General features: G+C 65.4%; 17 protein-coding genes and 1 tRNA gene. 12 read left to right on the top strand and 6 right to left on the bottom strand.

Annotated features, from left to right (window positions below; genetic code table 11):
* Positions 1–117 precede the first annotated feature (117 nt).
* Genes ACVWYS_RS05940 through ACVWYS_RS05930 form a run of 3 tightly spaced genes read left to right on the top strand, consistent with a single transcriptional unit; the run spans position 118 to position 2,448 of the window.
* Positions 118–603 (top strand): hypothetical protein, encoded by a 486-nt coding sequence (locus ACVWYS_RS05940; RefSeq protein WP_456508674.1) that lies wholly within the window; start codon positions 118–120, stop codon positions 601–603.
* Entirely contained in the window at positions 600–1,565 is a 966-nt protein-coding gene (locus ACVWYS_RS05935) for a hypothetical protein (RefSeq protein ID WP_456508673.1), read from the top strand. Before ACVWYS_RS05940 ends, ACVWYS_RS05935 begins: the two co-directional genes overlap by 4 nt.
* Positions 1,566–1,590: 25 nt before the next feature.
* Positions 1,591–2,448 carry an oxygenase MpaB family protein gene (locus tag ACVWYS_RS05930; RefSeq protein WP_456508672.1) on the top strand — a complete coding sequence of 286 codons (858 nt, stop codon included), beginning with the start codon at positions 1,591–1,593 and terminating at the stop codon, positions 2,446–2,448.
* A gap of 135 nt (positions 2,449–2,583) precedes the next feature.
* On the opposite strand, the gene ACVWYS_RS05925 is transcribed toward ACVWYS_RS05930, so the two are convergent.
* Positions 2,584–3,156 (bottom strand): PKD domain-containing protein, encoded by a 573-nt coding sequence (locus tag ACVWYS_RS05925; protein WP_456508671.1) that lies wholly within the window; start codon positions 3,154–3,156, stop codon positions 2,584–2,586.
* 430 nt (positions 3,157–3,586) lie between these two features.
* On the opposite strand from ACVWYS_RS05925, the gene ACVWYS_RS05920 reads away from it, so the two are divergent.
* Complete coding sequence (locus ACVWYS_RS05920) at positions 3,587–3,979, top strand: hypothetical protein (RefSeq protein WP_456508670.1); 393 nt, start codon at positions 3,587–3,589, stop codon at positions 3,977–3,979.
* A gap of 266 nt (positions 3,980–4,245) precedes the next feature.
* Here ACVWYS_RS05920 and ACVWYS_RS05915 read toward each other — a convergent pair whose 3' ends face one another.
* On the bottom strand, positions 4,246–4,434 hold the full coding sequence (locus ACVWYS_RS05915; protein ID WP_116766536.1) for a hypothetical protein: 189 nt from the start codon (positions 4,432–4,434) through the stop codon (positions 4,246–4,248).
* A 143-nt stretch (positions 4,435–4,577) separates the two neighbouring features.
* Here ACVWYS_RS05915 and ACVWYS_RS05910 point away from each other — a divergent pair, with 143 nt between their 5' ends.
* Positions 4,578–5,204, top strand: a complete 627-nt coding sequence (locus ACVWYS_RS05910) for a DUF2510 domain-containing protein (RefSeq protein ID WP_344365380.1) — start codon at positions 4,578–4,580, stop codon at positions 5,202–5,204.
* A 50-nt stretch (positions 5,205–5,254) separates the two neighbouring features.
* Here the strand turns inward: ACVWYS_RS05910 and ACVWYS_RS05905 are convergent, their stop codons facing one another.
* Positions 5,255–5,692, bottom strand: coding sequence for a universal stress protein (locus ACVWYS_RS05905; protein WP_116766534.1), 438 nt, complete (start codon positions 5,690–5,692; stop codon positions 5,255–5,257).
* Positions 5,693–6,063: 371 nt separating this feature from the next.
* Between ACVWYS_RS05905 and ACVWYS_RS05900 the strand changes: the two genes are divergently transcribed.
* Complete coding sequence (locus ACVWYS_RS05900; RefSeq protein ID WP_456508669.1) at positions 6,064–6,489, top strand: hypothetical protein; 426 nt, start codon at positions 6,064–6,066, stop codon at positions 6,487–6,489.
* A 92-nt stretch (positions 6,490–6,581) separates the two neighbouring features.
* Here ACVWYS_RS05900 and ACVWYS_RS05895 read toward each other — a convergent pair whose 3' ends face one another.
* Positions 6,582–7,091, bottom strand: coding sequence for a MarR family winged helix-turn-helix transcriptional regulator (locus ACVWYS_RS05895; protein WP_237563374.1), 510 nt, complete (start codon positions 7,089–7,091; stop codon positions 6,582–6,584).
* Positions 7,092–7,191: 100 nt separating this feature from the next.
* Between ACVWYS_RS05895 and bcp the strand changes: the two genes are divergently transcribed.
* From bcp to ACVWYS_RS05865, 6 genes are all read left to right on the top strand, one after another.
* Positions 7,192–7,668: a thioredoxin-dependent thiol peroxidase gene (gene bcp / locus ACVWYS_RS05890; protein ID WP_116766532.1), complete on the top strand. Its 477-nt coding sequence runs from the start codon at positions 7,192–7,194 to the stop codon at positions 7,666–7,668.
* A 59-nt stretch (positions 7,669–7,727) separates the two neighbouring features.
* Positions 7,728–7,809: transfer RNA gene (locus tag ACVWYS_RS05885), tRNA-Leu, on the top strand.
* Positions 7,810–8,038: 229 nt separating this feature from the next.
* A complete protein-coding gene (locus tag ACVWYS_RS05880) occupies positions 8,039–8,707 on the top strand; it encodes a fasciclin domain-containing protein (protein ID WP_344365370.1) in 669 nt (222 codons plus the stop codon).
* A gap of 239 nt (positions 8,708–8,946) precedes the next feature.
* Positions 8,947–10,605 (top strand): ABC transporter substrate-binding protein, encoded by a 1,659-nt coding sequence (locus ACVWYS_RS05875; RefSeq protein WP_456509146.1) that lies wholly within the window; start codon positions 8,947–8,949, stop codon positions 10,603–10,605.
* A gap of 79 nt (positions 10,606–10,684) precedes the next feature.
* Entirely contained in the window at positions 10,685–12,187 is a 1,503-nt protein-coding gene (locus ACVWYS_RS05870) for a malate:quinone oxidoreductase (protein WP_116766530.1), read from the top strand.
* A gap of 157 nt (positions 12,188–12,344) precedes the next feature.
* The gene (locus tag ACVWYS_RS05865) at positions 12,345–15,527 is read left to right on the top strand and encodes an efflux RND transporter permease subunit (RefSeq protein ID WP_456509145.1); all 3,183 of its coding nucleotides are present in this window, start codon (positions 12,345–12,347) and stop codon (positions 15,525–15,527) included.
* Here ACVWYS_RS05865 and ACVWYS_RS05860 read toward each other — a convergent pair.
* Both ACVWYS_RS05860 and ACVWYS_RS05855 read right to left on the bottom strand, forming a co-directional pair.
* Positions 15,524–19,825 carry a Pls/PosA family non-ribosomal peptide synthetase gene (locus tag ACVWYS_RS05860; RefSeq protein WP_456508668.1) on the bottom strand — a complete coding sequence of 1,434 codons (4,302 nt, stop codon included), beginning with the start codon at positions 19,823–19,825 and terminating at the stop codon, positions 15,524–15,526. The genes ACVWYS_RS05865 and ACVWYS_RS05860 overlap by 4 nt on opposite strands.
* Positions 19,826–19,840: 15 nt before the next feature.
* Positions 19,841–21,307 carry an aspartate kinase gene (locus ACVWYS_RS05855; protein ID WP_456508667.1) on the bottom strand — a complete coding sequence of 489 codons (1,467 nt, stop codon included), beginning with the start codon at positions 21,305–21,307 and terminating at the stop codon, positions 19,841–19,843.
* Positions 21,308–21,335: the final 28 nt, after the last annotated feature.

Below are 21,335 nucleotides of genomic sequence, written 5' to 3'. Positions count from 1 at the left end.
CGTTACTTCTTCCGACACGCCGGGTGCCGGGAAGGCCCCTGAACAGGGCTGATAGGCTCCTCCTTTGGAGTCAGGGGACTCTGGCCACTTATCGGACTATCCCAAGGATCAGCTCCCATGGACTACAGCGTCGCCCGAGCACGGGCACGGACTGCGGAAGACAGCCTGCGGCTACAGGAACCAGTCTCCATGCGCTCCATCCAGGCCCACCTGGAGTCCGCCAGGGGGCGCCGGATCGTCATCAAGCCCATCGACAACACACCCACGGACAAGGTCTGCGGCCTGTGGTTCGGACTGGACGACCTGGATCTCATCCTCCACGCCAAGGCGGCATCGGAGGTGCACCGCCAGCAGATCGTGCTGCACGAGTTCGCCCACATGATCCTCCGCCACGAGCAGGAGGACCTCTCGCACGACTACGCCAAGACCTTCTTCCCGGACCTCGGCCCGGAGCGCGTCGTCTCGGCCCTGAAGCGCACCGATTTCTTCAACGAGCTCGAGGTAACTGCCGAACTCCTTGCCGACCGGCTGGCCTCCCGCATCCGCCGCTCCTACCGGCGGCCGGACGCGGAGCCGGGCAACTTCGGGGCGGTCTTCGGATGATGCAGTTCCTCATGGCCGCGGCACTCTTCCTCTTGGCCGGGGCCCGCATTCCCGCCCTGGTTCGCAACCGCACCGACCTGGTGTTCTCCTGCGCCGTGTACGGAGCCATGGGCTCTTTGCTCATGTCCCCGATTGTCTACGTCCCCGTAGACACAGCCCTGGGCGGGATGAACCTGGTCAAACTGATCCTGAACTCCCTGATGATTATCTCCCTCTGGTATCTGCGCCTCGCCGCATACGCGGCCATCGCCCCGGAAGCCGGCGGTCGCCGGTCCTGGTGGACACGCACCCTGCCTCTGACGCTCACGCTGACCCTGCAAAGCGCGTTCTTCCTCCTCACAGGACCCACCATCACGACTCCCGCCTGGGGCATCTACGAGGACCGCTTCCCGGCCCTCCTGTTCTCACTGATGCTCACCCTCTTCATCTGTTCGATGAGCGCGGAAATTGCCGTGATCTGCTTCCGCTACGTCCCGCGTATGAGCCGCTCGTTCCGAGTCGGCTTCTCCATGCTGGGCGCCGGCTGCATCATGGGTTTCCTGGTGATGGCCGAGATGTGTCTCTCCCTGCTGGCCCGACACCTGACATTCCTGGCCATACTGGTCAGGCCTGATTTCCCTTACCATCAGCTGGAGCTGGCCGCGACCGTCCTGGCCGGCGCCGGACTCACGATCCCGGCGGTCGCCGGCAGGGGCGCCCGCAAAAAACTGCACCGCTGGAACACCGAAACCCTCGCGCGCGTCGAGTCCATCTGGGCCAAAGCGCTGCAGAACACTTCTCTTGACCGGACCCTTGAGGCCGACCCCCAGGCGCCGGTACAGGACCGGCTGCACCGGATGGTTGTCGAAATCCGGGACGCTGAACTCGCTGCGGGCACCTCGGCGACCTTCCTGACCGCGGAGGAACGCAGCTACCTGCTCTCCGTCGAAGCAAAGCTCCATGTCGCCCCTGCCCTGGCATAACCTGCGGCAGCTACAGAAAGCCCCCATGCACCTCCTGACGCACCCGACCCGCCGAACACGCCCGAGCGGTACGGACATGTACGGGATCTATCGGAACATGGTCCTCTTCGATTTCAAGACTGAAATCCATTCGGGCTTCTTCGTCGCTTACTACCGCAACTTCGCTATCCCCTCCACAGCGAGGACCCTGGCGGCGACCGGGGAGATGAAATCCCGGCCGATGAAGCGCTCCTACGACACCGGCATCGTCCTCCACGAGATCATCGCCAACGGGTTCGAGCACGAACGCAGCCAGGCCATGATCGAACTGCTCCGCCGGGTCCACAAAGGGGTGCCCGGCACCCCGGACGACTTCGTCTACGTCCTCATGACCTTGCTCGTCCTGCCGCTGCGCTGGACCGAACGTCACGGCTGGCGCCGGCTGACCGGGCTGGAGAGGCAGGCCGCCACGGACTTCTACGCCGAACTGGGCCGGCAGATGGGGCTCGAAGGCATCCCAGCCACCTTCGCGGAGGCGGAACGGTTCCTGGACGAGTACGAGGACCGGAACATGGGCCCGACCCCCGAGGGCTCGATGCTGCTCAATGCGACCGTCGCGGCCTTCGCCAGCCGTATCCCCACCCGGCTTCGCCGGTTCACCCCGACCATCTTGGCGCTGATGATGGACAAACCCGAGGTCGCTGTTGCCCTGGGCCTGAAACCCGCCCCGGCAGCGCTGCGCGTACCGTTCAACGCGGTGCTGCGGTTCCGCTCCCTCAAGGCTAGGCGGTGCCCCTTGCCAACCGCGCCCATATTTGTGCCGGGAAGGATGAACGTCGTGGCATACCCGGACGGATACACCCTGGACCAGATCGGCCCCTGGGGGAAATCAGCCAACGTCTGAGGCTCGGGGCAGCCCGGGCCCGAGCCGCATCCGCTGACCGGTTAGCCCTTGCTGCCATCCGGTGCGGGATCACTCGTCTTCGCAGGCTTAGGGGCCCGCGGGGCCGGGTTTTCTTTTTTGTCCGCTAAGCTTCCCTCATTTCGCGGCCGGCAGGGTCGTTCCCGCCCGGTCGCCAACGGCGCCGTCGGCGGTGATGCCGAAGACCTGCAGGAGGACGTCCTTGTCGCGCTGGATGTCGGTGACCGTGACGGACCGGGCCGACTTGTAAACGCGGCCGGCAGGGAACCCGTTCACGGCCACACCCCAGGAGTCAGCCGTAGGGTCATTCGATTCCCACGTGACCTTCACCTGGGTGCCGTCAGCGGAGACGACCTCGGCCTTGACGTTGGTCGGCGGGACCGGGCGCACGCCCCCTGGTCCCGGGCCCGTGCCGACGTGCACCGGGGTCTTCAGGATGTCGGCGCTGCCGAGCGGGTTAGAGACCCGCAGGATCATCACGCCTTCGAACGGCCGGGCGTAAACGTGCTTGAGGATCGGCGACTGGGTGGTCGTGTCGTAGGTGCCGTCCCCGTCCAGGTCCCACTCGTACTTGCCGATGACGCCCTCGGAGGATGAGGCGTCGAAGTTGATCTCCTGGCCGGGCCTGGCCCAGTAGGCGTTGATCGGCAGTCTAGCTACGACGTCGATCCGGCTGCCGCCCAGGGGCATCGTGTTGATCTGCAGGGCCCCGCCGGCGGCCTGGCTGGGTTGGGCCTGGCTGGGTTGGGCTTGCCCCGTTGGTCCCTGGCTGGGTTGGGCTTGCCCCGTTGGTCCCTGGCTGGGTTGGGCTTGCCCCGTTGGTCCCTGGCTCGCAGACGCCTGGCTGGCGGGTGCGGAGCTGCTCGGTGCCGTTGCCGGGACCTTGGACTCCGACGGCGGGCTCACGGCAGGTGTTGCCTGTCCCGGCGCGTGTGCGCAGCCTGTGGCCAGCATCAGTAATGCCACCGCGGTGGTCCAGCAAATTGCCCGGCACAGCCCCATGAAATCCCCCATTGACCGATCCTGCCACGGGTAAACGCCTACGGATAGATCAAGACGCCAGCAGGAAGCGTCGTTCTACCGCGACACTCACCGGGCCGAGGTTCCGTGCCGGCAGGAGGTGGAACCCTACGATGGGGAGGATGAACTCCATCCGGAAGGCCTGTCGCATAGCCGCAGTGGTTCTCGTGCTCGCGGCGTCGCCGCTCCTCCTGACGCGGCCCGCAGTGGCGACTCCCTGCACGCCTGCCGGCCTCATCCCGGTGAAGATCTGCCCCGCCGCGCCGACGCCGGGCCCGCCGTCCGCTCCCCCGGGTTCCGGTTCGACACCGCCGAGCACCCCGGCACCGTCGACGTCGGCCGCCGCGCCGTCCCCAACGCCACCGTCACAAGGACAGACGGCCCGGCCCGCACAGGTCCCGGCGCCCCCGACGCCCGGCCCGGTTCCATCCGCCGGTCAGGGCGCCGCCGGTCAATCGGCCACGGGGGCCGTTCCGGCCCCGGTCACGGCTGACACATCCGGGACTCCGGCATCGGGCGCCGGCCACGGGACCGTGCCCTCACCAGCCACGCCACCGGGCAGCCCTGCTGGACAGGATGTTCCCGGACCCGACGGGCAGAGCGGCCTCACCGGCGGGGCTCTGTTGGCGCTAAGCGGGCTCCTCCTGGGCTCCTCGGCAGCGATTGGCCTCCGCCGGCCGGGCCGGTCCTAAAGAGGCCGCCGAACCGTCACAGCGAACTGTGGCGGTTCGGCGGCCGCTTGAATGACAGCGTGTTGTCTTAGACCTTCTCGCGGGACCGGTCTACGACGTGTTCCGGCTCCTCGACGGTGAATTCCTTGGTGCGGCGGGGGAAGGCCCAGAACTTGAATTCCTTTGCCTCCGGCCGGGGCTCCCGGCGTTCCCCGGATTCCCGTGCGGCATCCTTCCTGGTATCACGCCCGAAATCCTTGTAGTTCGAATAGCACATCACTGGCCTCCTTCATGGTGATTGCCCTTTAATCGTCCTCCCGATCCGTTGGCACGTCGAGACTCTCGCTACCACCGCCGCCCCGATGTACGCTCTGTCTCAGTGACAGAGATCGCCCGCGCACCGGAAAAGGATGAACAGCCATGACCGTCCCGCCCAGCACATCAACCCCCGGTCCTGGCTGGTATCCGGACCCTGCCGGATCGGGCCGGCTTCAATGGTGGAACGGTACGGCGTGGACCGGGCAATTCAGCACACCGCAGTTCCAGGGCCAGACCCCGCGACCGGTGGAACCCCGGAGACGCATCAGTGACCGGACACCTGTCTACAACGCGTACGTCTGGACGATCGTGGCCCTGCCGCTCGTGCCGCTCATTCTGCTGATGTTCTGGAACCCGACGATCCGGTTGCGGACCGTCGGTGCACGGCAGGTCCAGACCGTTGATCCGGCGTCGATCTTTACAACGCCGTACTTCCTGCTGGTGGCCAGCGGCTTCCTGGTGTACGGCGTCTCCGCCCTCCTGGCCTATCTGGACTGGGACAAGCTGCGCAAGGACGGCGTTGTCAGGCCGTTTCACTGGGCGTGGGTATTCCTCAGCAGGGAGGTCTACGTCATCGGCCGTTCCGTGATTGTCCACGAGGTGGCGCCGCGGCGCGGGCTCGCCCCGGTGTGGGCCACGATCGGCGTAACGGTCCTCGCGGTGGTGCTGGTCGGCTTCAAGATGTCCTCGCTTGTGGCCACCCTGGCGAACCAGGCGGCGTCGATCTAGGCAGCGTAGACGTAGGCAGCCTAGACGTAGGCCGCGTCCGGGACAGGTTCCTAGCTTTCGTCTCCTGTCCGGATGATCAGGAGCGGACACCGGGCGTGGTGAGCCAGCTGGGAGGACACGGAGCCCAGCAGCATCCCCGTAAACCCGCCCAAGCCACGGGAACCGACAATCAGCAGATCCGCTTCGCGCGACGCCTCCACAAGAGCGGCCGCCGCATTGCCCTCGACAAGACGCCCGGTGACCGGAACCCCCTGATCGGCCACGCGCTCAAGTTCGTCGTTGAGGATTGTCTGTGCGTCGCGCTCGAAGCCGGCGTAGTCCCAGGCCTGGCCCGCGGCATCCGTGACGTAGGGGTAGTGCCACGAAGCCAGGACAATCACTTGTCCGTTCCTGAGCTTTGCCTCCTGGATCCCCCAATCGAGGGCTGCTTGGGACTCTGTGGAGCCATCGACCCCTACGACGACCACGAACGGGCTGCTGATAGCCATACCATTTCCTCCGACCCGGTTGAGGCTCCCTGGTTGGCACCATCATCCTCTCGCGGCCCGCGTCCGGACATCCCCCGAATAGCATGGGAAGCAGGGACTTTAGTCCCTGTCGAGAGCCCGAAACCGCGCGTTGACTGGGAAGGTGCTCCGGGCAACGATCCCGGAACGACACCGGTCCCGCAGACCCGGACCGCAGACCCCCGGCCAAGTTCCCGGGCGGAAAACTCCAGTGTTTATCATGTCGACTCCCCGATTCCCTGTCTGGGATCGCGTCCAGAGACGCGGGCTCCCGCCGACGCCAGGCCGGCCTTGCGTGGGCCGTGCGTCGGCGGGAGAAATGGGGACGTCGACCCCCTCTAAGGATCAACGTAATGAACAAGGCTATTCGCATCATCGGAACAACTGCTGTCACGGCGGCATTGGGTTTGGGCGCCAGCGCCCTGCCCGCCAGCGCCGCCGTGACTACTTCCAACATCTCTTGGAATCAATCTTCGTTCGAACACCGGCACCAGATGCGGGACAACCACCAGCACGATACCAATAACGGCTGGTGGGACGGTGAGGACCGGTGGCATGACAACGGCGACGGGTGGGGCTGGCGTGACGACAACGGCAATTGGCGTGACGACAACGACCACAACGGCTGGTGGACCGGCCACGACGGCTGCCGGCATGACAAGGACGGATTCTGGGACCATAACGGAAACCGGCACGACAACAACAAGCACGACAACAACAACAAGCACAACGACAACAAGCACAATGACAACAAGCACCACCCCCACACAATCTGGTGACCGGGCGCCGCTAAGGGCCTGGGGATAGGACTGAGCAGGACGGCGGGAATTCTCCCGCCGTCCTGCTCATCTTCGTCTTCCGTGCGGGGTGGCTAGTTCAGCGGGGTGGCATTCGCCGCGAGACCAGGCTCCGAGGCGACGGCAGGATCCGCGGCAGTGACAATGGCCTTGACCTCGGCAGACGTGGACTTGGTGGCCAGCACCCGCACAACCGCTTGAAGCTCCTGGCGCAACACGTCCGGGTCAATCGGCGTCGCGGCGAGCACTGAGCGCTCCATGTCCGCGGCGGCGGTAACGGCCTCGCGGCCTTGGTCTGTCAGCGACACCACCTGGCTGCGCCGGTCCGAGGCGCTGCGCTGCCGCGAAATGTGGCCGTGCGCTTCCAACCGGCTCAGCGTCTTGCCCATGGTCTGGGCCTGGACCCGCACCAGCTGGGCTAGTTGGGCTTGCGTCATCGGCCCGTTCGCCGAGAGCACCTCCATGGCGATCACCCCGGCATGGGTCAGGCCAATGGCCCCCAATTTTTCGTTCCAGGAGTGTTCTACGAGACGTGCTGCCGTGGACAATAGGCGGCCCGTGGGCCAGCGATCCATATCAGGCATACCCAAGAGTATAGCGAGCAGCGGATTCGTCGGGGGCCATTCCGCTCACTACGCTGGATAATCACGCCACTTAACCCCGCACTTCGCCAAGGAGACACCCGTGCCTGAACGACTCATCCCCGGTGCTGCAGCACCGGACTTCACCCTCAAGAACGCCGAAGGACAGGAAGTCAGCCTCCGCGACTTCCGGGGCCGGAGCACCGTCATCTACTTCTACCCGGCGGCCTCCACCCCGGGATGCACCAAACAGGCCTGCGACTTCAGGGATTCCCTCGCCTCACTGCAGCAGGCAGGCTATGACGTGGTGGGCATCTCCCCCGACCCGGTCGGAAAGCTCGCCAAATTCGCCGCCGCCGAGGGGCTGACGTTCCCGCTTCTCTCCGACGAAGACCACGCCGTCGCGGAGGCCTATGCGGCCTGGGGCGAGAAGAAGAACTACGGCAAGACCTACCAGGGCCTCATCCGCTCCACAATCGTTGTCGATCCCGACGGCACCGTGACGATCGCGCAGTACAACGTCCGGGCCACCGGGCATGTCGCGAAACTCCGCCGGGACCTGAAGCTCGACGCCGAATAGGTACAATGGAGCCTGACGTCCGCCGCCGGGGTTCTTCCCCCGGACGACGACGGCGCCGCGCGCGAGTGGTGAAATTGGCAGACACGCAGGATTTAGGTTCCTGTGCCTTCGGGCGTGGGGGTTCAAGTCCCCCCTTGCGCACACAGAGAGAACCCCGGTCTTCGGACCGGGGTTCTCGTGGTTTACAGCGGATTTTCCGGGGATTCCCCGGGGTTGAAAAAGAATTTCAACCCCTCACCCATCCGCGTCCTCCGAGCAGCCGAATACCCATTGAGACACCAACCAAGGGTCGGTGCCCAACAGTCGGGAAAGGGCCGCAGCGGCAAAGTTCGCCGCCGGCAACCATCGGCACAACAAAGGAGAAACCGAAATGCAGACCATCAAGCGCACCACGTTCGCCGTTGCAGGTATCGCAGCCGCCGCCATGCTCAGCCTCACTGCCTGCGGCGGATCCAGCTCCAGCGCAGCTCCTGCCTCCTCCGCACCGTCGGAAGCCAGCATGGCGCCGTCCCCGTCCATGAGCACCTCGGCCGCAGCGATGGATCCGGCCGCCAACCTCGTCGGACCCGGCTGCGCCGCCTACGCCGCCCAGGTTCCCAGCGGTGCCGGCTCCGTCTCGGGCATGGCCCTTGACCCGGTAGCCACCGCCGCGTCCAACAACCCGGTCCTCACCACCTTGACCGCTGCCGTTTCCGGCAAGCTCAACCCCAAGGTAAACCTGGTGGACACGCTGAACGGCAGCGAATTCACCGTCTTCGCCCCGACCGATGACGCTTTCAAGAAGATCGACCCGGCCACGATCGAAGCACTCAAGACGGACGACGCCACGCTCAGCAAGATCCTGACCTACCACGTCGTTCCCGGCAAGATCACTCCGGACCAGATCGTCGGCACCCACAAGACCGTTGAGGGCGGTTCTGTCACGGTGACCGGCACCAAGGATGCCCTGAAGGTCGACGGCGCCAACGTTGTTTGCGGCGGCGTCCAGACCGCCAACGCCACTGTCTACATGGTCGACTCCGTCCTCATGCCCAAGTAAGCAACATCCAAGCACTCCTGCCCCGGCTCCAGCCTGACTCCCTGGACCACTAGGAGAAGCGATGGCCCGCACCTCGTGGTGCGGGCCATCGCTTTTGCGGGCCCATGCGGCCCGTGACGGTGCGCCGCAAAAGATCCCGGACTCCGCCGTCAACTAGACTGGGGCTGTTCCGCAGCCGGCGGACCATCCAGCTCCCAGAGGTGATTCCTTCAGTGCCCAGCAGTAGAGTGCCCAGCAGGATAGCGCGGCGTATTGCCGCCAGCATCGGGGCCGTTCTCCTTGTGCTGCCGCTTGCCTCCTGCACCGGCGCCCTCGGCCCGGCACCCGGCTCCGCAACCTCCTCGGCCGCCTCCAGCACCGCTCCCACCGCGCTCTTCACCTTCGGCACCGGCTCCGATCCGCTGGGGCTCGATCCCGCCCTGGTCTCCGACGTCGAGTCCTACCGTGTCACCCGGCAGGTCCTCGAAGGACTGGTCGGCGTGGACCAGACCACCGGTGAGCCCACACCGCTGCTGGCCACCGAGTGGTCCCAGAGCGATGACGGCCGCGCGTACACGTTCAAGCTGCGCGAGAAAGTCACGTTCCAGGACGGGACGCCGTTCAATGCCGCCGCCGCCTGCACCAACTTCAACCGCTGGTTCAACTTCCCCGCGGCCCTCCGCCAGCAGGCCACTGGCACCACGTTCAAGGGCGTCTTCAAGGCCCACGCCGACCAGGCGCCGCTGTCAATCTACAAGAGCTGCACCGCCGTGGCGCCGGACAGCGTAAGGATCGACCTCACCCAGCCCTTCACCGGATTTCTCCAGGCCCTCACCCTCCCGGCCTTCGCGATGTCCTCCCCGCAGGCCCTCGCTGCCGGACACGCGGACGTCCTGGACCAGAGCCGCGGCGGCCAGCCCGTGTCCGCCTACGGCCTCCACCCGGTGGGCACCGGCCCCTACTCGTTTGGTTCCTGGGACACCGGCAGCGTCACCCTGACCAGCAACAAGAACTACTGGGGGGACAAAGGTCAGATCGGGACCATCAAGTTCGTGACATACGACAACCCGCAGACCCGGATGCAGGCTCTTCTCGACGGCAAGATCGACGCCTACGACGCCGTCACCGTGGGGAACTTCGACCAGCTGGTCAAGAGCGGCAAACAGATCATCCAGCGGGACCCCTTCTCCGTCATGTACCTGGGCATGAATCAGCAGGTTCCGATCCTGCAGAACCTCAAGGTGCGCCAGGCGATTGAAATGGCGCTGGACAAGGACACCCTGATCCGGCGGTTCTTCATCGACAACACCGCGCAGGCATCCCAGTTCGTTCCGCCCAAGCTCAGCGGCTTCAACAACAACGCCCCGTCGCTCGGCTACAACCCGGACAAGGCTAAGGAACTCCTGGCCGAGGCCGGCTACAAGGGCGAGGAACTGAAGTTCTACTACCCGCTCAACGTCACCCGGCCGTACCTGCCGACGCCGGAAAAGGTGTACGCCGAGATCAGCCGGCAACTGACCGCCGTCGGGCTCAACATCAAACCGGTGCCCGTGGACTGGACCGACGGCTACCTGCAGAAGGTCACCTCGCCCGGCGACCACGCCCTGCACCTGCTCGGCTGGAACGGCTCATACTCCGACCCCGACAACTTCGTTGGTCCGCTGTTCGGCGAGGACACCGGCGAATTCGGCTACCAGGATCCCCAGGTCTTCTCCAAGATCGCCCGGGCCCGGGGATTACCGGACGGCAAGGACCGCACGGCCGAGTACCAGACCATCAATGCGCAGATCGCGGCCACGGTGCCCGCGGTTCCCATTGCCTTCCCGATCTCGGCCCTGGCCTTGTCCGATCGGGTCCTGAAGTACCCGGCGTCCCCGGTGTTGAACGAAGTTTTCACAAAGGTCGAGCTAAAGCCTTGACGCCCGGGCCCAATTTCAGTTAGTGGGCCGTGCGGGGATATTCTGTGACAGCCAGAGCCGCTGCTATCGGAGACTGATTGTGACTTTCATTTCCAAGACCCAACATGCCGACGTCGTCCTGATTGGCGGCGGCATCATGAGCGCCACGCTCGGCGCTTTCATCAAGCAGCTTGAGCCGAACTGGACCATCTCGCTGTTCGAACGGCTCGACGAGCCCGGGCTGGAAAGCTCCGGCCCCTGGAACAACGCCGGCACCGGGCACGCCGCCCTGTGTGAGCTTAATTACTCCCCCGCAGCCAAAGACGGCTCGGTGGACCCCGGCAAGGCCCTGAACATCAACGAGCAGTTCCAGCTGTCCCGCCAGTTCTGGTCCCACCTCGTCTCGAATTCCCTGATCGGCTCCCCCAAGGGCTTCATCAACACCGTCCCGCACATGAGCTTCGTGATCGGCGAGGACCACTCCAAGTTCCTCCGCACCCGCTATGAGGCGCTCAAGCCGAACCCGCTGTTCCGTTCCATGGAGTACTCCGAGGACCAGGCCCAGATCGCGAAGTGGGCCCCGCTGATCGTCAAGGGCCGCGACCCCAAGCAGCGCGTCGCGGCAACCCGCGCCGCCGAGGGCACCGACGTCGACTTTGGCGCCCTGACCCGGGAACTGACCACCTACCTCGGCAACAACGGCGTCGAGATCAACTACGGCCACAACGTCAGCGACATCAAGCGGGCGTCCGACGGCGGCTGGGACCTCTCGCTGAAGCACCCCCGCAGCGGCGAGCACGGCTCGATCCACGCGAAGTTCGTGTTTGTCGGCGCGGGCGGCGGCGCCCTCCACCTGCTGCAGGCCTCCGGAATCCCCGAAAGCAAGGGTTTCGGCGGCTTCCCGGTCTCCGGACAGTTCTTCCGCTGCACCGACGAGACCATCGCGGCCCAGCACAGCGCGAAGGTCTACGGCCAGGCATCGGTCGGCGCCCCGCCCATGTCCGTACCGCACCTGGACACGCGCTACGTCAACGGCAAGCGCTCCCTGCTGTTCGGCCCGTACGCGGGCTTCTCCACGAACTTCCTCAAGAACGGCTCCTACCTGGACCTGCCGCTGTCCATCCGCCCGTCCAACATCATCCCGATGCTGGCCGTGGCCAAGGACAACATGGACCTTACCGCCTACCTGGTCAAGGAGGTCGCCAAGCGCCACGGCGACAAGGTCGAGGCCCTGCGCGAGTACTACCCCGAGGCCAAGGACGGCGACTGGGAGCTCATCACCGCCGGCCAGCGGGTCCAGATCATCAAGAAGGACCCCAAGAAGGGCGGCGTGCTGCAGTTCGGCACCGAGGTCATCGCCGGACGCGATGGCAGCATCGGAGCCCTGCTCGGCGCTTCCCCCGGCGCGTCCACGGCCGTGCCGATCATGATCGAACTGCTCCAGAAGTCCTTCCCCAAGAACTTCAAGGGCTGGCAGTCCAAGCTCAAGGACATGATGCCCGGCTACGGTATCAAGCTCAACGACAACCCTGAGCTCGCCGCGCAGCTGGAGGCCGAGACGGCCAAGACGCTGCAGCTCGAACAAGTCGCCGCTCACAGCTAAACCCTCCGGGCGCGGGCCGCGGCGGCCCTCTGGTTTGGGAGCCGCCGCAACGCTTATGTTGTTCCCGTTGTGCACCAGGGCTGCGCAGTACATCTGGGCACTACATCTGTGCAGTACATCTGTGCAATACGTCGTCGACCCGCCAGGAGACCATGAGATGTTCCGGCTCGCCAAGCTGTCCCTCGCCAACCGGGCCCTGATCGCACTGGTCACGGTGTTCGCCTCGGTGTTCGGCGTGATCACGATGTCCTCGCTGAAGCAGGAGCTCATCCCGTCCATCGAATTCCCGCAGATCACGGTCATCACCTCGATGCCCGGTGCGTCGCCGGAAGTCGTGGACAAGCAGATCAGCGCTCCGTTGGAAACGGCGCTCAACGGCGTCGAGGGTCTGGAGTCGACGTCGTCCACGTCCCGCAACGGCGTCTCACAGATCACCCTGGCGTTCACGTACGGCACCAACCTGGACCGGGCCCGCAACCAGATCGACCGGGCCATCTCCAACGCCCAGCAGGCCCTGCCGAAGGACGTCCAGCCGCAGGCCATCGCCGGCAGCATCAGCGACTTCCCGATCGTGTTCCTCGCCGTGTCCTCGGACAAGCCGCTCAGCGAACTCAACGCCGATCTCGCCCGGCTCAGTGTCCCCCGGCTGCAGAAGCTCGACGGCGTGAGGGGCGCCGACGTCACCGGCGGCGCCACCCAGCACATCCAGATCCTGCCGCGGCCCCGGGACATGGCGGCGTCCGGCGCGAGCATCCAGTCCATCAGTGATGCGCTGAAGAACAACGGTTCGCTGGTTCCGGCCGGCACCGTCGAAGAGCAGGGCAAGACCCTCTCGCTGCAGATCGGCAGCCCGGTGGACTCCCTCGACGCGATCAAAGCCCTGCCCCTGGGCGCCGCCCGCAATGCGGCAACGATCGGCAGCGTCGCCGATGTCAGCCTCGTCGAGGATGCCCGCACCTCCATCACGCGGACGAACGGCAAAGAAACCCTCGCCCTGTCCGTGACCAAGAAGCCCGAGGGCGACACCGTCGCGATCTCCCATGCGGTCAAGGACGCCATCCCCCAGCTCGAGGCCGAACTCGGCTCCAACGCCAAGTTCACTCCAGTCTTCGACCAGGCGCCGTTCATCGAGAAATCGATCAAGGACCTCACCACCGAGGGCCTGCTGGGCCTGGGCTTCGCCGTGCTGGTGATCCTGGTGTTCCTGATGTCCGTGCGCGCGACCCTGGTGACCGCCGTGTCCATCCCGTTGTCCCTGCTGATCACCTTCATCGGGCTTTCGGCGACCGGCTATTCCCTGAACATCCTTACCCTCGGAGCACTCACCATTGCGATCGGCCGCGTGGTGGACGACTCGATCGTGGTCATCGAGAACATCAAGCGCCACCTGAGCTATGGCGAAGACAAGATCACCGCCATTGTGACGGCGATCCGCGAAGTCGCCGGCGCCATCACGGCGTCGACCCTGACCACCGTGGCCGTCTTCCTGCCGATCGCCTTCGTTGGTGATCTGGCCGGTGAGCTGTTCCGGCCTTTCGCCCTCACGGTGACCATCGCCCTGCTCTCCTCGCTGCTGGTCTCGCTGACCATCGTGCCGGTGCTGGCGTACTGGTTCCTGCGCGCGCCCGCCGTCACGGACTCCCCGGCCGCAGTGGCCGCCAAGGCGCACGAGGCCGAGCGGCGCACGCTGCTTCAGCGCGGCTACCTGCCCGTCCTGTCCGGCACGCAGCGCCATCCGGTCCTCACGCTCGTCGCCGCCGCCCTGGTGCTGGGCGCCACCGTGGCGATGTCCCCGCTTCTCGCCACCGACCTGCTGGGCCGTTCCGGCGAGAACAGCATGACCGTCCGGCAGGCCCTGCCGGCCGGCACGAGCCTTGCCGATGCCAGCGCTTCGGCCATCCGGGTCGAGAACGTGCTGCGGGGTATCGACGGGATCCAGGACGTCCAGTCCACCACCGGCAACGCCCAGACCGGTTTCTCGGCCCTGCTGTCCACCGGCGCGTCGAATTCGACATTCACGGTGGTAACGGACGAAAAGGCCAACCAGGACAAGCTCCAGGACACAGTCCGCGCCGAGCTCGCCAAGCTCGGCGACGCAGGCAAGATCACCGTCGGTTCCCAGCAAGGCGGCTTCGGCACGTCCTCCACCGTGGATATCACCCTCAAGGCCGCCACGACCGCTGACCTCCGGACCGCCAGTGACGCGATGGTCAAGGCCATGGACGGGGTCCCCGGCAGCAGCGAGGTGGCCACCAACCTGGCCGCCAGCCAGCCGGTAGTCCAGGTCAAGGTGGACCGGGCCAAGGCCGTCGCGGCCGGCCTGAACGAAGAGCGAGTGGCCGGGGTCCTTGCCGCCACGATCAGCCCTGTTCCCGCGGGGACGGTGCGGATCGACACCGACGACTTCCCGGTCCGGATCGGCGAGGGCACACGCTTCACGAGCATCGACGCCGTCCGGCAGATCCCGCTCCCGACGGCGGCCGGCGCCGTGCCGCTGGGCAGCATCGCCTCCGTGGAACAGGTCGACGTCCCCGTCTCCATTACCGCCAGCAACGGCCAGCGCACGGCGAAGGTTTCCGTGACGCCGTCGGGCGCGAACCTCGGTGCGGTGAGCACGGAAGTCCAGAACCGGCTCACGTCAGTCCAGCTCCCGCCTGGGGTTACCGCCACGATCGGCGGCGCCACGACGCAGCAGGCCGATTCGTTCCGCCAGCTGGGGCTCGCGCTGCTGGCCGCCGTCGCGATCGTCTACGTGATCATGGTGGCTGCGTTCAAGTCCCTCGTGCAGCCTCTGATTCTGCTGGTCTCCATCCCGTTCGCGGCGACGGGAGCCATCGCCCTGCTCGTCGTGACGGGGGTGCCGCTGGGGCTGCCGTCACTGATCGGCATGCTGATGCTCGTGGGCATCGTGGTGACCAACGCGATTGTGCTGATCGACCTCATCAACCAGTACCGCCAGCCGCGCAACGGCGAACCCGGAATGAACGTGGCGGACGCGATCACGCACGGCGCCCGCCAGCGCCTCCGCCCCATCCTCATGACAGCCCTCGCCACAGTGTTCGCCTTGACGCCGATGGCGCTGGGCCTGACCGGCGGCGGCGGGTTCATCTCCCAGCCCCTGGCGATCGTGGTGATCGGCGGCCTGATCTCCTCGACCGCGCTCACGCTCATTCTGGTTCCGGTGCTGTACCGGCTCGTGGAAGGACGTCGTGAGCGGAAGGCGCTCCAGAAGTCGCTCCCCCGGGGACGCCATGCCGGGCCGGCCGTAACCGAGGATGTCCCCGACGATTTCCCTGACAGTTTCCCTGAGGACGCTCCCATACCCAGCAGTTCGCGCTAGGAGGGGGATCCCGGTGCCCCAGCCTTGGCCCGCGCTGCCCTGTGCGGCCTGTGGGTCCCCCTTGACAGCCTGAGCAGGCCACCGGCCGGCTCGACGGCGTCCCTGTGGCGGGGGCCGGCGTGGCGGGGTCCGCCGTTGCGGGGTGCGCCGTTGCGGGGTGCGCCGGGGATTCCTGCAGGACGCGGCTCGGGTGTCGCGGGGGTCATGACTTCGCGCGCCGGGTTGCCGGTATATGTTGCATTTTCCGGGACGTCTTCGCCCTTCATCAGCAGAGCGTCGGCCCCCAGCACTGAACCGTCGTGCATTGTCACCCCGTAGTTGACCCACGAATCCACACCCAGGGTGCAACGGTTGCCGATCACAATGTGGTCGGACTTGAACGTGCCGTCCTCCATGGAGTGGCCCTGAACGTGCGTTCCCTCGTTGAACGTACAATCATCACCAATCGTCACGAGGGTCTTTTCCGGCATGATCAGGCCGGCGTCGTAGAGCCGCTTTCCCACCTTGACGCCCAGCAACCTCCAAATCAGGGGCTTGAAAGGGGTCCCGTTGAACTGCGCCACGGACAGCAGCTTCCAGAGACGCTCGTGCCGCCAGAAGTAGCGGTCGTAGATGGAGCAGTACTGCGGCTTCAGACGGCGGAAGCCCATGACCGAACGCTCCACCAAGGCGGTAAACAGCACCCGGAACACGAGCAGGCCGAGCATCGCGCCCGCGACGGCCAGCACACCGAGGACGCCGTGCGCCGCAACGGCAACGGCGCCGAAGAGTGCGGCGGCAAACAGCAGGAACCAGCGCACGGCCAGGAACAGCACCATGCTCAGGATGTTGTGCCGGTTCTTGGCCGGCAGGCGCCTGTTCATGGCGTCCGCAATCTTGAGTTCGTCAAACTCCGCGTCACGCTGAACGGACCGGGGAATCTCGAAGGCGGGTGACCCCAGCAGCCCCACATCCCGGCGGACCGGGCCGTCAATCGGGATCATCACCTTCGTGGCCAGCAGACAGTTCTCCCCGACCTGCGCTCCCATCGGAAACGTGATGCTGTTCCCCAGGAAGTTACGGCCGGCGATGTGGACCTTAGAGAGCCGGAAGGAGGTGCTGGTGAAATCGGCGTTCATCATGTTCAGGCCGTCCGACACCATGGTGCCTGTTCCTACGGAACTGAGGAATGGCGACTCGTGGGACAGCGTGGGGCCGAAGTTCGATCCTGTTTGTTGCACCTTGCCCAGGTCCCAGCCCAGGACCCGCAGGTAGTGCACGATGTAGGAACTGTCGCCGAAGATGTCTTTGTACAACCTGACGTTCGAGAGCCGGGCAATCAACCGATGGATCGAAAAATGCCAGCCGTAGAGCGGATACACCACGTCCGGTTTGAGGAAGTGGTTCAGCAAGCGCGGAACGCAGATGACCGTCACCAGTCCGGTGATCAGCCCGACAATGAACAGAACCAGCGTTGCAGCCAGTACATCGGTAAAGAACGTGAAGGCTCCCAGTTGCAGGTGGCCGGTATTCAGATAGGGCGGAAGGAGCGCGGCCAGTACGAGAACGCCTGACGGAACAACCAGGACCAGCCGGTTGAGCAACTGAAGCAGGCTGTAGATGACTCTCCGGCGGGTGCTGCACCGGGCAGCCGGAACCCGCAGGTAATTGGCGCCTGTCCGGGCGGCGGGGGAACCGTGCCAAACCTGTCCTTCGGGCACGGCCTGCGAAGTCTGCAGCGATGAAGCATGCCCGAGCTGGGAGTCGTTGCCCATCGACGTTCCGATGTCGAGTGCGGTTCTCTCTGAGACAACAACGTTGCTTCCCAGCGTGACGCTGCCCTTTTCGATCATGCCTGACCGGGCCCGGTAGCACAGGAACGAGGAGTCTTTGTGGATCACCGTATTGTCACCGATAGTGAGCAGGTCCGGGCACGCCGGCACCTTCCGGGAGAAGATCACCACCCCCTTGCCAATCTTTGCGCCCAGGAGCCGCAGGTACAGCACAAAGAGCGGAGAACCGGCGAACAGGACGAGGGGGTTCGCGCGCGTCAGGGTCTTTACAGTCCAGAACCGGAGATAACCCGGGCTCCAGATCCGGATGATGCCCGGCTTCCACCGCCCGACGAGAACCCATTTGGCGATGATCGGGGTGACGGATAGGACCACGAACATGGCGGCACCAAACCCGATGGAGCGCATCCACATGTCAAAGAGGGTGGTTGCTCCCGTCGTCCATTCGTAGCCGACAACCAGCAGCCAAGCGGCATACATCATGTAACCGAGGAAAACCAGTAACTGGACTGCGCCGCACAGTGCGTACTGGAACGAGCTCACCGGGGGCATCGGTGCCGGGAGCGCAGTGCCGGTGTTTGGCACGGCCGCGCTGAGAACCGATGCGCTGTGCCTGGCTTCCAGGCATGTGGCGAGCTGCCGGACCGTCGGGTTTTCGTAGATATCCTGCATTGCTGCCGGCGGCAGGGCGGTTTCTTTTCTGATGCGGGCGCAATAGCGCGCCATCAGCAAGGAGTCCGCTCCCAGGTCATTGAAGAAGTGGGCGTCTGTGGACACCTTGTCAAGGTTCAGCACGGCGCCAAGCTGCTTCGCCAGGGCTTCTTCGGCAGGAGTCGTCGGGGCGGTGTAGGAACCGGCGGCCGCCTGGCTGATCCTGTGTTCCGGGCGGGGCAGCCGCTTCCTGTCCACCTTGTCACTGGCCATCATGGGCAGGGCATCCAATTGTTCAAAATAGGCCGGAACCATGTACCCGGGGAGCCTGGTGCGCAGCATCCGGTGAAGGTCATGGGCATCAACGAACGTGGCGTCATGGCGGAGGGTGTAGTAGGCGGCCAGTTCCACCGTTCCGGGTTCCGGCTCATAGGTTTGAACGACTGTCTGCGCAATTCCGGGCAGTTGCAGGAGGACGGATTCTATTTCGCTCAGTTCGATGCGGTAGCCGCGTATTTTGACCTGCGTGTCGATACGTCCGAAGTACTCGAGCTCTCCGTCGTCGTTGATCCGTCCGAGATCCCCGGTGCGGTAGATCCGGCCGGAGGGGTTGTTCTTGATGCCCAGGAAATCCGGGATGAAGGCCCGTTCCGTCAGGTCCGGCCGGTTGACGTAGCCCCGGGCCAGCCCCACTCCTGCCAAGCCGATTTCCCCGGTTTCGCCCGCAGGCAGGGCCCGGGGCTCCACGGGATCAACAATGACGGCCGTGTAGGTGGGCAGGGGCACGCCAAGGGACACGGGCGTGTCCGGGTCAAGGAGGGACCAGGTGGCAGTCACCGTCGCTTCGGTCGGGCCGTAGACATTCAGGAATCGACGGCCCGGGCGGTGCCAGCGCTGGACAAGGTCCCGCGGGCAGGCCTCCCCGGAGACCAGGAGAAACCGGAGACCGGGCAGATCATCCTCAAGGGTGGCCAGCAGGGTCGGAACACAGCAAAGGGCTGTGATCCGTTTCTCCTGCAAGTACTCCGCGAGCTCGGCCCCCAGCATGCTGGAGCGTCCGGGTTTAGGTACCAGGGTCGCTCCCACCATCCAGGCAACCCAGATTTCCTCCACCGAAAAATCAAAGGCGATCGTCATGCCCTGATACACCCGGTCCGTGGGCTCCATGCCGTAGACACCAGCGGCCACCCGGACAAAATTGCAGATGCTGGCCTGGTCCACCGCCACACCCTTCGGCCGGCCCGTCGAGCCGGACGTGTAGATGATGTACGCCAGCTCATCCTTGGTTCCGCCCTTGGCCGCACCGTTCAGGCGCGAGGGGTCCTTGGCGTCGACCTGGGCCTGTACAGCGTCGAGACACACCGTCACAGCGGCCACCTCGGGCATCAAGTCCTTCAGGTGCGACAGTGACAGGATCATCGCCACATTGGCGTCTTCCACAATGTACTGGAGACGGTCGGGGGGAAACCCCGCGTCCAGGGGAACATAGGCCGCGTGGATCTTCAGGACGGCGAGCATCGCGACGTAGGCACGCCACGGCTGGTCGAACAGCAACGCAATGCGGTCACCCGGGCGGGCACCACACACCAGGAGATGCCGCGCCAGCTGGTTCGCCCGTTCATCCAGTTGCAGATACGTCAGGACGATGTCCCCTGAATCCACGGCGACCTGGTCTTCCAGCCCCTGGTCCCGCAGGCGGTCACAGCGATCCTCAAACAGCTGGTCCAGCCGCTCCCCCCGCTGCCAGCGCGCGGTTTGATCCGGTGCGGCCGATGTGAGGATCGTTCCCCCCTCAGAACCGCCGTTCACCGACATCTTTCCGCGCAACTCAGGGGGTCGGGTGAGGCCGTTGCCGATCCTCGCGGTCTTGCCCATCCTTTAGCTCCTTCGCTAGAAGTGACGTGCCACGGCTCTGTCGCCTCGCGCGACAGGCGTCCTGTCTTTGCCGGATATCGCAATCCAGGTGCCGACCGGGCGGCCGCCGGCGGGCACGAGGGTGCCCATGCGGCCCGTCACCGCCGCCCCGTCCGCTGTCGCCATGCCAAACGCTAGGCGGACGGCCCGTTCGGCATCCGCGAGCCGGTCGGTGGGCGTCACGGCCCCCAGACAGGTCTCCGAGATATCGACCAGATCGAGGCCGACATCGGCGTCGGAAAGGGCCTTCAGGAATGTGCAGAAGATTTCCGGCGAGGACCTCATGCCCAGACCGGTGACGGACACTCTGCCCATCTCGCTGTCGTGCTGTAGGCCCTGAAATCCGATGGCTCCCTTGGCCGCGTTCAACACGGCAAGAGCTTGGTCCGCCTGGGCTGCCGGCAGGATCAGGGCAACGTCCGAGCGCCGCGAATCCGGGCCGGCCGGTGTCTGGACGACCGTCTGGACGTTGGCCCCGGACCGCGAGAGCACTTGGAATATGCGCGAGATACTGTCCGGTTCGTCCGGAATGCCAACGACGATGATTTTCGACGCCGAGTTGACCCCGGCTACTGCGGTCACCACGGGTTGCTCGCCGGCGGGCTGGCGCAGCGCACCGCGGTCAAGGCCAGGCAGGATCAAGGTTCCCGGTTCCGGCACGAAAGAGGACCTGACATGGATCGGAATACCGAACCGGCGGGCATATTCAACGCACCGCAGGTGAAGTACCTTGCACCCGGAGGCCGCGAACTCAAGCATCTCTTCGCTGGAGAGGACGTCCAGCTTGCGCGCTGTCGGGACAACACGCGGGTCCGCGGTATAGACACCGTCAACATCCGTGTAGATCTCGCAAATACCGGCGCCCAGTGCCGCGGCAAGCGCCACCGCGGTGAGATCCGAACCACCGCGCCCGAGGGTGGTGATTTTCCGCCGCTTCTTGGTTCTGCCCTGGAATCCAGCAACGATCGGCACTTCGCCGCGGGCCAGACTCGTGCGGACGCGGCCCGGCCTGACGTCAGTGATGTGGGCCTTGCCGTGAATGTTGTCGGTGATGAAGCCGGCCGCGCTGCCGGTGAACGTCCGCGGCACCTGGCCCAGATCTGCCAGTGCGATCGCCAGGAGTGCCGAGGACACGAGTTCGCCGATGCTCAAGAGGGCATCGAGGTCGCCGGGAAGCGGCCGGGTGGAAACCTCGGCCGCCAGGTCGCAGAGATCATCCGTGGTGTCGCCCATGGCGGACACCACCGCCACCACCCGGAATCCCTCCTCACGCGTCCTGGCGATCCGCTCGGCGGCCCGGATGACGCCTGCGGCATCGGCCAGCGACGAACCACCGAACTTTTGCACAATGACACTTCCCGGGGGGACACTTCCCGGGGGGATGCCCCGTGCTGTTTCCGCTGGATCGCCATCGTTAGCCGCTGTGGCTTTGCGGGTACCCATTTCTCCCCCGAAATCTACTTCGATTCTT

The sequence above is a fragment of the Arthrobacter sp. TE12231 genome (genome assembly GCF_054062895.1).
The sequence above is the reverse complement of the archived record's forward strand: the minus strand, read 5'-3'. Positions and strand labels throughout refer to the sequence as shown.